Here is a 13570-nt window from a genome sequence, read left to right as displayed (position 1 = left end):
GTCTCGCGCGGTGGCGGCCATCGCGGACGGACCCCCGCACAACCGGGTTCGCCGGCGCCTGCTTCGGCGAACGACGTCAGCCATCCACCGAAGCAGGCATCGGGATCAGCTACAGCCGGATGTCGCTCCGCACCCTTCACAGGCGTAGCAGGAACCGGCGGGCCGCATCTTGGTGCCGCAGGTCATGCAGAGCGGCGCGTCGGAGGCGGTGCCGAGATTCAACTCCACCAGTTCCGCGGTCGAATGCGCCACCTTGGCGGGAGGCGCGGTCGATGAGTCCACAGTGGACCGAAGCGCGTCTAGGTCGACGTTCTCCGGTTCCGCGGCGGGAGTGGCGCCGTAGTTCGCCTCGACCTGCGCCGAACGCTCGTCGGCGGTGAAGATGCCGAGCTGCGAACGCTTCTCGTACGGCAGGTAGTCCAGCGCCAGCCTGCGGAACAGATAGTCCAGGACACTGGTGGCGATCCGGATGTCCGGGTCGTCGGTCATGCCGGCGGGCTCGAAGCGCAGGTTGGAGAACTTCGAAACGTAGAACTCCAGCGGGATCCCGTGCTGCAGGCCGACCGAAATCGACATCGAGAACGCGTCCATCACGCCCGAAAGGGTCGAGCCCTGCTTGCCGAGTTTCACGAAGATCTCGCCGAGCCCGTCGTCCGGGTACGAACCGGCGTGCAGGTAGCCTTCGGCGCCACCGACGGTGAACGACACCGTCTGGCTCGGGCGCTTCTTCGGCAGGCGCTTGCGGACCGGCCGGTATTCGACAACCTTTTCGGCCTCGGGGGCGGCCTTCTCCTTCTTGCCGGTGGACAACGGCTGGCCGACCTTGCAGTTGTCACGGTAGATCGCGAGCGCTTTGAGGCCGTACTTCCAGCCCTGGAAGTAGATCTCTTCGACCTCTTCGACGGTCGCCGACTCCGGCATGTTGACCGTCTTGGAGATCGCACCGGACAGGAACGGCTGCACCGCGGCCATCATCCGGACGTGCCCCATCGGCGCGATCGATCGCTCCCCCACCGCGCAGTCGAACACCTCGTAGTGCTCTTGGCGCAGGCCGGGGGCGTCGACGACGTGGCCGTGCTGGGCGATGTACTCGACGATCGCTTCGACCTGTTCGGCCTGGTAGCCGAGCGCGGACAAGGCGCGCGGAACGGTCTGGTTGACGATCTGCATCGAACCGCCGCCGACCAGCTTCTTGAACTTGACCAGCGAGAAGTCCGGCTCGATGCCGGTCGTGTCGCAGTCCATCATGAAGCCGATGGTGCCGGTGGGGGCGAGCACCGAGGCCTGCGCGTTGCGCCAGCCGCTGGTCTCGCCCAGTTCGATGCCGCGCTTCCATTCCTGGGTCGCGAGCGCGCGGACCGCGGCGTCGTTCGCGTGGTAGGTCCGCACCAGTTCGCTGGCGGCGGCGTGCTTGCGCATGACCCGCTGGTGCGCCTCGGCGTTGCGCGCGTAGCCCTCGTACGGCCCGACGACGGCGGCGAGTTCGGCGGAACGCCGGTACGAAACGCCTGTCATCAGCGAGGTGATCGCGGCGGCGAGCGCGCGGCCGCCGTCGGAGTCGTACGCGTGCCCGAGCGCCATCAGCAGCGCGCCGAGGTTCGCGTAGCCGATGCCCAGCTGACGGAACTTACGGGTGGTGTCGCCGATCGCCTCGGTCGGGAAGTCGGCGAAGCAGATCGAGATGTCCATGGCGGTGATGACCAGCTCGACGGCCTTCGCGAACAGCGGCGCGTCGAAACCGCCGTCCTCGGTGGCGAACTTGAGCAGGTTCAGCGACGCCAGGTTACAGCTGGAGTTGTCCAGGTGCATGTACTCCGAACACGGGTTGGACGCGGTGATCCGGCCCGATTCGGGGCAGGTGTGCCAGTCGTTGATCGTGTCGTCGTACTGCAGCCCCGGATCGGCGCACTCCCAGGCGGCCCGCGCGATGGTGCGGAACAGCTTCTTGGCGTCGACGCGGTCGATGACCTCACCGCTCGTCCGGGACCGCAGTCCGAAGTCGCCCTGGGTCTCGACGGCTTGCATGAACTCGTCCGAGACACGGACCGAGTTGTTCGCGTTCTGGTACTGCACAGAAGTAATGTCCGAACCGGAAAGGTCCATGTCGAACCCGGCGTCGCGGAGGACCTTGATCTTCTCCTCTTCGCGGGCCTTGGTCCGCACGAAATCCTCGACGTCCGGGTGGTCGACGTCGAGCACGACCATCTTCGCCGCGCGACGGGTGGCGCCACCGGATTTGATCGTGCCCGCGGAGGCGTCGGCGCCGCGCATGAAGGAAACCGGACCGGACGCGGTGCCGCCGGAGGACAGCAGCTCACGCGAAGAACGGATGCGGGAGAGGTTCAGCCCGGCACCGGAGCCGCCCTTGAAGATCAGGCCCTCTTCGCGGTACCAGTTGAGGATCGACTCCATGGTGTCGTCGACCGAAAGGATGAAGCAATTGTGGACCCGGAGGTTGCCGGACAGGTACTCCCCGGACTCCGTCTGGATGTCGTACACCGGCATCTCGCCGCGGCTTTCGATGTCGGCGATCTGCAACCACTTCGTCTCCAGTGCGGGACGACCTGGCTTTTCGAACGACGCTTCGAGCTTGGCGGCCTTGATCGGGTCGAGAAAACCGATGGCGTCGGCGAAGATCCGGCGGTCTCCCGCGTTCTGGATGCGGATCCCCCACAGGTCGTGCCGGTTGTCCCGCATCTCCGCCTTGCGACCGACTCGCGCGAAGATTCCGAACCTGGACAACAGGTGCTGGATTCCGCGGATCAGCTCTTCGCTGATCATGTCGAGTCCCACCAGCGTCGACCGCTCGCGTTCGGATACGTAGCCCTCGGCTTGGAAAATGCTGCGGAGGTACGCGGCGACCACGGGTAGCGGCGCGGTGTTCAGATCCTCAGGGACCGTCATGTCCCGGCCGCGAGCACGCAGGCCCCAGTCGCTGACGAAGGCTTCCAACTTGGTCCCGTAGAGGCGGGTGCGGCGACAGTCCAGTGCCGGGTCCTGCGTCTCGACCTTCCGCTCGTGCCGGTGGACATCGGGAAAGACCCGGTCGAGAGCACGCTGGACCCACGCGAGTTCGGCATCGGTGACCGTCATGGCCTCGATCGTCAGCGAACGGTTGGTCCCTTCGTACTGGCCGACGAAGCCATCCGTTTGCAACCAGCCCGCGAGCGCGGCTTCGGCCACATCCCGCTCGTTGATCTCGCTCTCGCCGAAGGCTTCGCGCCGGTGCCATTCGAGCGTGTCACCGGCCCGGAGTTGCCCGGCGGGCACGAAGGAACCGCCGTTCCCGGTCGAGCGCCAGACGAGGTGATCGGCGGTCACGTCGAGACGGTGACCGGACTTGGTCGTGAGGCGGAGAACCTCCTTGACTCCGTTCGCTTTGGTGGCGATCACCTTGGTGAGGCCGTGCGCGTCGTAGACTTTGGCGCCCACCGCGTTCAGTTCGACGATGCGCCCGATGGGGACCGCGCCGCCGGGAGTGTTGACCAGCGAGTCGTAGGGTTGACACGCCGAGACCTGCTGCTTCGACGTCGTGCCGACGTTGAACCACACCGGCGAGTTGAAGCTGAACACCTGGTGCAGCAGCATCCAGGTCAGCTCGTGCTCGAAGACCTCGGCGTCGGCGGGGCTCGCGAAGTAACCGTGTTCGCGGCCCGCGTCGACGTAGGAGCGGACGACGCGGTCGATCAGCTGCTTGAGGCTCTGCTCGCGCTGGGCCGAGCCGACGGCGCCCCGGAAGTACTTGCTGGTGACGATGTTCGTCGCGTTGACCGACCAGAAGTCGGGGAACTCGACACCGCGTTGCTCGAAGTTGACCGTGCCGTCGCGCCAGTTCGTCATCACGACGTCCCGGTTCTCCCAGATGACCTGGTCGTACGGGTGGACGCCCTCGGTGGTGAACACCCGGCGCACGGTGAGCCCGCCCGCCTGCTTCTTCCCACTCGTCCGCGCTGTGGCCGGGTTGCCTGTTCCCACGGTCTCGGTCATGGGTCTTTCCCTCACTCCCACGCGGGAGGCGGCTTCAGCCGTCTTTCGCGTCTTGATCGCTCTCGTCCGGTGTGGCAGCCATGGCCTCACGGAGGTCCGAGATCTCCTTCTCGAAGTCCTCGACCGAGGAGAAGGAGCGGTAGACACTGGCGAACCGCAGATAGGCGACGCCGTCGAGTTCGCGCAGGGGGCCCAGGATCGCCAGGCCGACCTCGTGACTCGGGATCTCCGCCAGCCCCGCCGACCGGATCGACTCCTCGACCCGCTGCGCGAGCTGCTGCAGGGCGTCGTCGTCGACCGGCCTGCCCTGACAGGCGCGGCGCACCCCCCGGACCACCTTGTCCCGGCTGAACTGCTCGGTGACCCCGGATCGTTTGACAACGGCGAGCACCATCGTCTCCGAGGTGGTGAAACGCCGGCCGCAAGCGGCGCACGAGCGTCTCCGCCGGATCGCTTGACCCTCATCCACCTCTCGGGAGTCGACGACCCGAGAGTCCGCATGCCGGCAGAACGGGCACCTCATCCGCCGATCACCTTCCCCTCCGCGCCGGCCGGTCCCGAGTGGACGTCCGCCCCCGCCGCCACGCAACGACGGAAAAGATCGACATGTGGATCGATCTGTGGACATCCGGTGGGTGGACACCGGCCAGCTGTGGACAACTGGTGCCGAGTCTACCCCAAGCTATGGACCAACTACAGCCATGTAACTACTACATATAGCGGTGGAGACTAGATCGCAGGTCGGACGCACGCAAGCGCGCCGGCCAGGTCGATCAGACACGAATGGGGAGTCCACCCACCACGGGTGAGAGGGGCGCTCAGGTTCACCTCCCACCCTCCGCGACCTCGGCCGCGACGGGGACCGTGAGGGGCAGCCCGGGAACGAGAACGGCGTTTTCCAGGGAGTTGAGCTCCTTGATCTTGGCCACGACCGCGCCGGTGTCGCTGCCTGGCGCGAAGCGCGCCGCGAGATCCGACAGTGTCTCCCCCGACGAAACGGACACCGTCGTGGTCCGTTCGGGCACCGCGGCACCCGGAACACCGGACACGAACAGACCCAATCCGGTGATGACCCCGGCGACGAGCAAGGCCATCCCGATGAGCGACGGCCACCTGAGCGGAAGGCGCCTCGGCACCGGGCAGGCCGGAGCGACGGTGGCGACACCGGGGCGGCGGCCGGCCACGACCCGCGCCCTGGTCGGCGGACGCAAAGGTTCGGCACGCCCGCCCCGAACCACCCGTACGGGCCTGGTCAACCCTGCCGGAACGGGCCCGGGGGAACTGGGCCGCACCAGTCCGCGATCGGCCAGAATCGACATAGGAACCTCCTCGCAAGTCCTGCTGCGCTCGGCGCCGGGCCGCGACCCGGCGATCAAGATCGAACAGACGTTCTATCGAACGCCCGTGCGAATGTGTACCACCTCCCACCGACAAAAATCGAGCGACACGGCGTGTCCATCGAACAGATGTTTGAAATCGTCGTCCCGGCGGGCTAACGTCGTTGACCAGGGCGTCTGCTGCGCGGACGCCGCCGGTGCCGTGGGCGGGAAGATCGTCCGCCACCGGCGAAGACACGCGAAGTCGGTCCGGGCAACCGGACGTACTGGGAGGCGACGCAGGAGATGAAGGAGCGAGACGGTGGCTAAGGAGAGCAAGGCGGGGAACGCGCCTAGGCGCTCGGGTAAGGTGCGCGCCTTGCCCGAGGTCTACGAGGTGGACGAGACCCTGACCGTGCGGCAGCAGCAGGTGCTCGACGTGATCAAGCTGTGGGTGAGCCGATTCGGCTACCCGCCGAGTGTGCGTGAGATCGGCGAGGCGGTCGGGCTGACCTCCACTTCGTCGGTGTCGCACCAGTTGCAGGCCCTGCAGCGCAAGGGTTATCTGCGACGCGACCCCAACCGTCCGCGTGCGGTGGGTGTGCTCGCCGCGACGGACGACAACCCGATGGGCATCGAGGTCGAGCAGCCGCAATCGGCCGCGAAGGCCGCGTACGTGCCGCTCGTCGGCCGGATTGCCGCCGGTGGGCCGGTGCTGGCGGAGCAGGCGATCGAAGACGTCTTCCCGTTGCCGCGGGAGATCGTCGGTGAGGGTGAGCTCTTCCTGCTCAGCGTCACCGGTGACTCGATGGTCGACGCCGCCATCACCGACGGCGACTGGGTCGTCGTGCGCCAGCAGCCCACGGCCGACCCCGGCGAGATCGTGGCCGCGATGATCGACGGCGAGGCGACGGTCAAGACGTTCAAGCGCAAGGACGGCCACATCTGGCTGATGCCGCACAACGAGGCGTACGAACCCATCCCGGGTGACGACGCCACGATCCTCGGCAAGGTCGTCGCCGTTCTTCGCCGGCTGTAGTCCAGAGCCGGAGCAAGCCGGGATCCCGGGTCCCAGAGACCCGGGTCAGGCTCGGCAGGCTTCGGTCAGGCTCGCCGTTTGCGAAGCCTGCCGACCAGGAGGAAGCCGCCGATCACGACGATCGCGGCGATCCCGACCTGCACGTAGGGGAAGTCGGACCCCTGGCCCGTGCCACCGGCCGCGGCCGTCCCACCCGATGTGCTGCCCTCGGATTCGGCCGCGTCCACGGCGAGTGCCGCCGCGCCCTTCACCGTACGGATCTGCTCTCCGACGCCCTCTCCGCCGGACAGCAGGGTTCCGTCCGGATCGAAGGCGAGCGCCTCCCCCTGTTTCTCGTTCGGCAGCGGCACCCGCACGGGCTCGCGCTGCAACGCGCTCTTGAGGTCGCCGTCAGAGACGGCGTAGAGATAAGCGTCGGTGTAGGTGCGCAACGCGACCACCGAGCCGTCGGCCATCGACGCCGCGCCGGTCACCGTCATCGAACCGATCGATCCGGCCGGCCCGCCCGGGGTCGAGGTCTCCTTGATCTGCAGCGAGCCCACGTTCTCCAGTGGAGTCGGACCGGGACTGGCGAGCGGCCCGGTCGGCCGGTACACCTTGGAGCCGCCGAAGAGGTCCTTGGTGATCAGGTACGGCGTGCCCGAACGGTCCATGATCAGCGCTTCGACGTCGTGCTGCCCGTCGGGATAGGTGAGCCGGTGCAGCGTCGCCTTGCCCTGCGGGGTCAGCGAGATCAACGCGACCGTGTCCCGCCGCTTGCGGTTGTCACCGGTGTCGGAAAGCCAGAAGGTGCCGTCGGCGGTACGGGCGAGATCCTCGGGGTCGTACGGGTCCGTCGCGGCCGAGATGACCTTCTGGACCTTGCAGTCGCGGCCGAGGACGAAGACCTGCGTCTTGGTGCCGCCGTCGTTGAGGGCGTACAGGTGCTCACCGTCGGAAACGAGGCCGGAAAGCTCGCTGAGCCGGGAATCGCTGTTCTTGCACACCGGCTGCGGAGCCGGGACTTCCCGTGCCACGGCGGGAGTCGTCCCGCCGATGAACGCCGCCAGCACGGCCATGGCCGCGACAATCCCCCGCACATCCACCTCCGTACCGTGAAACCCCTGAAGCCCCACACTACGGAGACGTCCGGGACGGCGCGCAGTTCGGCCGGAACGCCGAGAAGGGGTGGAATGTCGTGAAGACTACTTTCAGCGGCGCACCTTTGCGCACGCGGGAATACGTGAAGGCCCCCTTCAGTGCGTTGAACGCACTGAAGGGGGCCTTCACGTACTTTGGTTACAGAGCCGAGCCGTTCGTCTGGAAGTCGCTCAGCGCCGCGGCCAGTTCGGGCCTGCCGCGGACGACCAGGCGCGTACCGGTCTCGACGTGCTCTTCCTCCAGCACCTCGCCGTCGGCGTGGGCGCGGGAGACGAGTTCGCCTCGCGAGTACGGGATCAGCACCTCGACCACGAGCTCCGGCCTCGGCAGCCGCTCCGCGATCACGTCGGCCAGCTCCGTGATCCCAGTGCCGGTCCGCGCCGACACCTGCACCGAGCCCGCCATCTGGTGCCGCAACCGGGCCAACGACACCTCGTCGGCGGCGTCGGCCTTGTTGATCACCAGCAGCTCCGGCGGGAGCGGCTCGGAACGACGCTTCGTGATCTCGGCGAGCACTTCGCGCACCGCGTTGACCTGCTCTTCCGGCGTCGGGTCGGAACCGTCGACGACGTGGACGAGCAGGTCGGCGCTAGCCGCCTCCTCCAGCGTCGACCGGAACGCGTCCACCAGCTGGTGCGGCAGGTGCCGGACGAAACCGACGGTGTCGGTCAGCGTGTAGGTACGGCCGTCGGGGGTCTGTGCCCGCCGGGTCGTCGGATCCAGCGTGGCGAACAGCGCGTCCTCGACCAGCACTCCGGCGCCGGTCAGCGCGTTGAGCAGGCTCGACTTACCGGCGTTGGTGTAGCCGACGATCGCGACGCTCGGCACCTCGTTGGCCACCCGGCGACCGCGTTTGGTCTCACGGATGGTGTCCATCGCGGCGATCTCGCGGCGCAGCTTCGACACGCGCTTGCTGATCCGCCGCCGGTCGGTTTCGAGCTTCGTCTCACCGGGACCACGCAGACCGACACCACCGTTGGCGCCGCCCGCCCGGCCACCGGCCTGCCGGGACAGCGCCGCACCCCATCCGCGAAGCCGCGGGATCAGGTACTGCAGCTGGGCCAGCTCGACCTGCGCCTTGCCCTCCTTGGAGCGGGCGTGCTGCGCGAAGATGTCGAGGATCAGGGCGGTGCGGTCGATGACCTTCACCTTGACCTTCTCCTCCAGCTGGCGCAGCTGACCGGGCGAAAGCTCACCGTCGCAGATCACCGTGTCGGCACCGGTGGCCGCCACGATCTCGCGCAGTTCCTTGACCTTGCCCGAGCCGATGTAGGTGGCGGGATCCGGGCGGATCCGCCGCTGCACCAGGCCTTCCAGCACTTCGGATCCCGCCGTTTCGGCCAGCCGGGCGAGTTCGGCGAGCGAGGCCTCGGACTGGAGGGCGCTGCCCTCGGTCCACACACCGACCAGAACAACGCGCTCGAGGCGCAGCTGCCGGTATTCGACCTCGGTGACATCCGCGAGTTCGGTGGACAGGCCCGCTACCCGGCGGAGCGAGGCGCGGTCCTCGAGCTCCAGTTCGCCGGTCGAAGGGTCCCTGTCGTTCAGGTCCCGGTTTTCCAGATCTCTGTGTGTCAGTTCCGTCATCGTGCCTCCATGGTCCCACGTTTCGGCGTCGGGACCGAATTCATTACCTGCTGGGATACTTCGACAGGTAGATGGCCGTGCGTTTCGCGTCCGGGTCGACCGGCCGGGTGATGAAGTCGTCGACAAGCTCCATGAGCCGTGTTTCGAACTCCGCGATCTGCTCGTCCGGTACCTGGACGACCATGCGCGTCTGCTGCACCTCGTCGAATCCCACGTCGGCGATCTCGGCCAGGTAGGCCTCGAAGATCGCCTGATCGATCCCCCTGTCGCGGGAATCAAGATGCCAGGACAACCCGGTCGAGCGATAGGGAATTTCTTTCGCGCCGCGCGTGCCGCGTCTCGGCGGGAGCGCTTCGAGAAACCCCGTGTCAACGAGCTTGCGCACGTGGTGCAGCATCGTCGCCGGGTCGCGATCGAGCCGTTCGGCGAGTTCCTTGTTGGTCAGCGCCTCCGAGTACGTCAACCGGATGATGCGCAGCCTTATTCCGGAGGCCATGGCGGCGATCTCGGCCTCGGTGGCGGCACGTCGTGGAGTGGACACGGAGACAGCCTAGAGCCGAAAGTGATTGACAGTTTCCAATCACTCGGGCCAGGGTGGCGTCGTGCGCAGAGACTCCCTCTTCTTCCACGCGGACTTCCGCCGGCTCTGGGCGGGCGACACGGCCAGCCAGGTGGGCGCCTTCGCCGGTCACACCGTGATTCCCCTCCTCGCGGCCACCGTGCTGGCCGCGACGCCGCTCCAGATGGGCTTGCTGACCGCGGCCGAGACGATCGCGTTCCTGATCATCGGGCTGCCCGCGGGGGTGTGGGTGGACCGGATGCGGCGGCGGGCGCTGATGCTGCGGGCAGACTTCGTCCGCGCCGCACTGCTGCTCACCATTCCGCTCGCCTGGTGGGCGGGGGTCCTGTCGCTGACGCAGCTGATCGTGGTCGCCACGCTCGTCGGCGTCGCGACGGTGTTCTTCGACGTCGCTTACCAGTCGTATCTGCCGTCACTGGTCGGCCGGGAGCATCTGCTCGAAGGCAACGCGAAACTCCAGGCCAGCCAGTCGGTGGCGTTCCTGACCGGACCCGGCATCGGCGGCGGGCTGGTACAGCTCGCCGGCGCGGCCAACGCCGTGCTGATGACCGGGGTGGGCTTCCTGACCTCCGCGCTGTGCCTGCTGCGGATCCGCACGCCGGACCCGGTTCCGGAGCGGCACCAGGACGCGAAGCTGCTTCCCCAGATCGCCGAGGGATTGCGGTTCGTGTTCACCGATACCACGCTGCGTTCGATCGTCGCCTGCACGGCGACGGCCAACCTGTTCAACGGCGTCTTCGTCGCGGTGGAGATCCTGTTCCTGAACCGGGAACTGGGCCTGTCCCCCGCGGCCGTCGGTCTCGTGCTCGCGACCGGCGGGGTCGGCGGGATCACGGGCGCGATCTTCGCCAACGCCATCACCCGGCGGATCGGGCAGGCCCGGTCGATCTGGCTCGTGCCACTGGTGACGTGGCCGTTCTACCTGCTGTTGCCGCTGGCCGCGCCGGGCTGGCGGATCATCCTGTTCCCGGTGGCCACGATGGTCGCCGGGTTCGGGATCATCGTCTACAACGTCGCGCAGGTCTCGTACCGGCAGGCCGTCTGCCCGGACCGGTTGCTCGGCCGGATGAACGCGAGTGTGCGGTTCGTCGTCTGGGGGATGCTGCCCCTTGGCGGGCTGCTCGGCGGTGTCCTGGGTGAGGCGATCGGGATCCGGGCGACGCTGTGGGTCGCCGTGGCAGGAGAGACCACGGCGCTCCTGTGGGTGGTCTTCTCTCCGCTTCGGAAGCTCCGCGACCTTCCCAAAGAACCGATCGCGGTCGGCTAGGCGCCGAGGCCCGCCCACCAGTTTTCGTCGAGTTCGCCGCGGGCGACGATCTCCGCCGGTCCGGTCAGCGTGGATCCGCCGCGGCGGATCTCGACGACCACCTGGCCACCGGGGATGTCGACGCTGGCTTCACCGGTGTCGGTGCCCGCGAGGTGCAGGGCGGCGGCGACCGCGGCGACCGTGCCGGTGCCGCAGGACCGCGTCTCGCCGACGCCGCGCTCGTGGACGCGCATCTTCAGCGCGTCTTCGCCCAGCAGGTTGATGAACTCGAGGTTCACGCCGTCGGGGAACACGTCGGAATCGAAGTCGGGCTGGTCGCGCAGGTCGAGCACGTCGACGTCGTCCTCGACGACCGACACCAGGTGCGGGTTGCCGACGTTCACCGCGACGCCGGAGAACGGCTGCCCGGCGACCACCGTGACCGAGGTGCCGGTGATGGTCGCCGGTCCCATCTGCACGGTCACCGAGCCGTCCGCGTGCATCCGCACCGGCCGGTCGCCGGCGCGGGTGCCGATGACGAAATCGCGCTCGGTCACCAGCCCGGAATCGACCAGGTGGCGGACGAAGACCCGGACGCCGTTGCCGCACATCTCCGCGATGGACCCGTCGGCGTTGCGGTAATCCATGAACCATTCGCCACCGGACTCGACATCCAGCGCGGACGACCGCACGATCCGGAGCACACCGTCGGCGCCGAGACCGCGTTGACGGTCGCACAGCGCCGCCACTCGCGCCTTTGTCAGCTCGAGGCGGCCTTCGGGGTCGGGAAGCAGCACGAAATCGTTCTGTGTGCCGTGTCCCTTAAGGAATTCGATGCCGCCCATGGCTCCAAGGCTACTGGGCCGTCACCTCGAGGACGCGCTCGGCCAGCCGCTCCGAACCGCCGTCGAACCACTGGATGCGCTTGTCCCGCCGGAACCAGGAACGTTGCCTGCGCACGAACCTCCGGGTGGCCCGCGCGGTGGCCTCGGCGGCGGCCGCGAAGTCGCCGTCGCCGTCGATCGCGGCGATCACCTGCTGGTAGCCCAGCGCCCTCGAAGCGGTGAGCCCGTCACGAAGTCCCCGGCCCAGCAACGTCCGGACTTCGCCGACGAGCCCGGCTTCGAACATGATCTCCACGCGGCGGTCGACGCGGGCGTCGAGTTCGGCGGGTTCGCGGTCGACGCCGATCAGAACGGTGTCGTAGCGGGCGGGTCCGGGTTTCGGCAGGTTCGCCGAGAACGGTTCGCCGGTGATCTCGATGACCTCCAGCGCGCGCACGATCCGGCGGGTGTTGGTCGGCAGGATGGCCGCGGCGGCGACGGGGTCGAGTCCGGTGAGCCGGGCGTGCATCGCGGCGACCCCGATTTCGTCGGCTTCGGCGGTCAACCGCGCGCGCGCGTCCGGATCGGTGCCCGGGAACTTGAGGTCGTCGAGCACGGCTTGGACATAGAGGCCGGACCCGCCGGCGAGGATCGGCACGCGTCCGGCGACGAGCAGTTCTTCGACTCGGGCGCGCGCGTCGCGCTGGTACGCGGCGACGGACGCCGTCTCGGTGACGTCGAGGACGTCCAGCAGGTGGTGCGGCACGCCTCGCCGCTCCTCGATGCTCGCCTTGGCCGTCCCGATGTCCATCCCGCGGTACAGCTGCAGCGCGTCGGCGTTGACCACCTCACCCCCGAGGGTGAGGGCGAGTTCGACCGCCAGCGCGGTCTTCCCGGTCGCCGTGGGCCCGACGACCGCGACCGGCCGGATCACGCGTGCTCCCAGACCGCGACGTGGTAGGCGACGCCGAACGGCGCGGCCGAATAGAGGACCTCGGCGGTCCAGCCCTCGTCCGCCGCCAGCCCGGCGAGGACCTGCCAGGGCGCGCGGCCGCCCGCCCCGAGTTCGGCGGCGCGGGCCGGGTCGAGTGCGGCCAACGCGCCCGTGTCGGCCTTGGCCAGCGCGTCGCGGATGCCGTCGTCGAAACCTTCCGCCCGCTCGTCCTCGCCGCCGGGGGAACGCGAGCCGTGCCGGCTCGATCCGTCGCCGAGGACGAGCACCGCGGCGTGCTCCCCCAGCTCACGGGCCAGCTGTTCGCACTGGCCGGACGGGGCGGCGGGATCGACGAGGTGGACCCGGACGGACGACGCGCCGCCCCGCTCGCGCAGCCAGCCGGCCACGAGCGCGGGCAAGGGCAGTTCGGTTTCGAGCGCTGTCACCCGGCTGAGTGAGACTCCGAGGTCGACGCCGAATCCTCGGAAGGTGCCACTCGCGTGTTCCGGCACTTCGGGCGCGCCCGCGGCCGCGCCGATGACGACCCAGTCCGGCGAAGCACTGGTCAGCCGCCTCGCGGCTTCAAGGCAAGCTTCGCGCAGCTCGGCGCATTCGTCCGCCGCTCCGGCGGCCAGTTCGGGAATGAGCAGTGGGGGTTGCGGGAGGACGGCGACACGGCGGATCACGGCCGCCGACGTTACCTTCCCCGCCTGCGAGGACCGGCAACCGTCCGGCAACCGACCGACACGGAGGGTCCTCCGGAAGTAGGATCACTGCCCTCTGGTGGTTCATCCGGTTCCACGGTGGACGCTGAGCTGCTTGAATGCCGCAAGGGGTTGACGCCCCCGAAGCAAGACGGCAACGCATTACCCGGCCCCGCCGCTAGGCGGGGCGCCCGCGCCAGCGGGCGTACAGGC

General features: G+C 68.4%; 11 protein-coding genes. 2 read left to right on the top strand and 9 right to left on the bottom strand.

Going from position 1 to position 13570, the window contains the following annotated elements:
- Nucleotides 1–105 precede the first annotated feature (105 nt).
- The 3 genes from ACZ6DT_RS30015 to ACZ6DT_RS30005 form a co-directional block, all read right to left on the bottom strand.
- Nucleotides 106–3987, bottom strand: coding sequence for a vitamin B12-dependent ribonucleotide reductase (locus ACZ6DT_RS30015; RefSeq protein WP_465601578.1), 3882 nt, complete (start codon nucleotides 3985–3987; stop codon nucleotides 106–108).
- Between the two features lie 34 nt (nucleotides 3988–4021).
- The gene (gene nrdR / locus ACZ6DT_RS30010; protein WP_034311932.1) at nucleotides 4022–4510 is read right to left on the bottom strand and encodes a transcriptional regulator NrdR; all 489 of its coding nucleotides are present in this window, start codon (nucleotides 4508–4510) and stop codon (nucleotides 4022–4024) included.
- Nucleotides 4511–4811: 301 nt separating this feature from the next.
- Entirely contained in the window at nucleotides 4812–5171 is a 360-nt protein-coding gene (locus ACZ6DT_RS30005; RefSeq protein WP_465601576.1) for a LysM peptidoglycan-binding domain-containing protein, read from the bottom strand.
- 454 nt (nucleotides 5172–5625) lie between these two features.
- Between ACZ6DT_RS30005 and lexA the strand changes: the two genes are divergently transcribed.
- Nucleotides 5626–6342, top strand: coding sequence for a transcriptional repressor LexA (gene lexA, locus ACZ6DT_RS30000; protein WP_465601573.1), 717 nt, complete (start codon nucleotides 5626–5628; stop codon nucleotides 6340–6342).
- 65 nt (nucleotides 6343–6407) lie between these two features.
- Here lexA and ACZ6DT_RS29995 read toward each other — a convergent pair whose 3' ends face one another.
- The 3 genes from ACZ6DT_RS29995 to ACZ6DT_RS29985 all read right to left on the bottom strand — a co-directional run bounded on the left by ACZ6DT_RS29995 (nucleotide 6408) and on the right by ACZ6DT_RS29985 (nucleotide 9610).
- Nucleotides 6408–7421 carry a hypothetical protein gene (locus tag ACZ6DT_RS29995; RefSeq protein ID WP_465601570.1) on the bottom strand — a complete coding sequence of 338 codons (1014 nt, stop codon included), beginning with the start codon at nucleotides 7419–7421 and terminating at the stop codon, nucleotides 6408–6410.
- 199 nt (nucleotides 7422–7620) lie between these two features.
- On the bottom strand, nucleotides 7621–9069 hold the full coding sequence (hflX, locus tag ACZ6DT_RS29990; RefSeq protein ID WP_465601568.1) for a GTPase HflX: 1449 nt from the start codon (nucleotides 9067–9069) through the stop codon (nucleotides 7621–7623).
- Nucleotides 9070–9112: 43 nt separating this feature from the next.
- The gene (locus ACZ6DT_RS29985) at nucleotides 9113–9610 is read right to left on the bottom strand and encodes an ArsR/SmtB family transcription factor (protein WP_465601565.1); all 498 of its coding nucleotides are present in this window, start codon (nucleotides 9608–9610) and stop codon (nucleotides 9113–9115) included.
- Nucleotides 9611–9671: 61 nt separating this feature from the next.
- On the opposite strand from ACZ6DT_RS29985, the gene ACZ6DT_RS29980 reads away from it, so the two are divergent.
- A complete protein-coding gene (locus ACZ6DT_RS29980; protein ID WP_465601563.1) occupies nucleotides 9672–10916 on the top strand; it encodes an MFS transporter in 1245 nt (414 codons plus the stop codon).
- On the opposite strand, the gene dapF is transcribed toward ACZ6DT_RS29980, so the two are convergent.
- The 3 genes from dapF to ACZ6DT_RS29965 are packed head-to-tail and all read right to left on the bottom strand — an operon-like array spanning nucleotide 10913 to nucleotide 13339.
- Nucleotides 10913–11740, bottom strand: a complete 828-nt coding sequence (dapF, locus tag ACZ6DT_RS29975; RefSeq protein WP_465601560.1) for a diaminopimelate epimerase — start codon at nucleotides 11738–11740, stop codon at nucleotides 10913–10915. The two genes, ACZ6DT_RS29980 and dapF, sit on opposite strands and share 4 nt — an antisense overlap.
- 10 nt (nucleotides 11741–11750) lie before the next feature.
- On the bottom strand, nucleotides 11751–12653 hold the full coding sequence (gene miaA, locus ACZ6DT_RS29970; RefSeq protein WP_465601557.1) for a tRNA (adenosine(37)-N6)-dimethylallyltransferase MiaA: 903 nt from the start codon (nucleotides 12651–12653) through the stop codon (nucleotides 11751–11753).
- Nucleotides 12650–13339 (bottom strand): class III extradiol dioxygenase subunit B-like domain-containing protein, encoded by a 690-nt coding sequence (locus ACZ6DT_RS29965; RefSeq protein WP_465601555.1) that lies wholly within the window; start codon nucleotides 13337–13339, stop codon nucleotides 12650–12652. The genes miaA and ACZ6DT_RS29965 overlap by 4 nt, the downstream gene beginning before the upstream one ends.
- Nucleotides 13340–13570: the final 231 nt, after the last annotated feature.

This window comes from Amycolatopsis sp. NPDC041971 (assembly GCF_055588925.1).
The sequence above is the reverse complement of the archived record's forward strand: the minus strand, read 5'-3'. Positions and strand labels throughout refer to the sequence as shown.

Excerpts from the sequence above, each read along its gene's own strand:
- ACZ6DT_RS30015 (WP_465601578.1), bottom strand. The coding sequence starts at position 3,987 with ATGACCGAGACCGTGGGAACAGGCAACCCGGCCACAGCGCGGACGAGT.
- nrdR (WP_034311932.1), bottom strand. The coding sequence starts at position 4,510 with ATGAGGTGCCCGTTCTGCCGGCATGCGGACTCTCGGGTCGTCGACTCC.
- hflX (WP_465601568.1), bottom strand. The coding sequence starts at position 9,069 with ATGACGGAACTGACACACAGAGATCTGGAAAACCGGGACCTGAACGAC.
- dapF (WP_465601560.1), bottom strand. The coding sequence starts at position 11,740 with ATGGGCGGCATCGAATTCCTTAAGGGACACGGCACACAGAACGATTTC.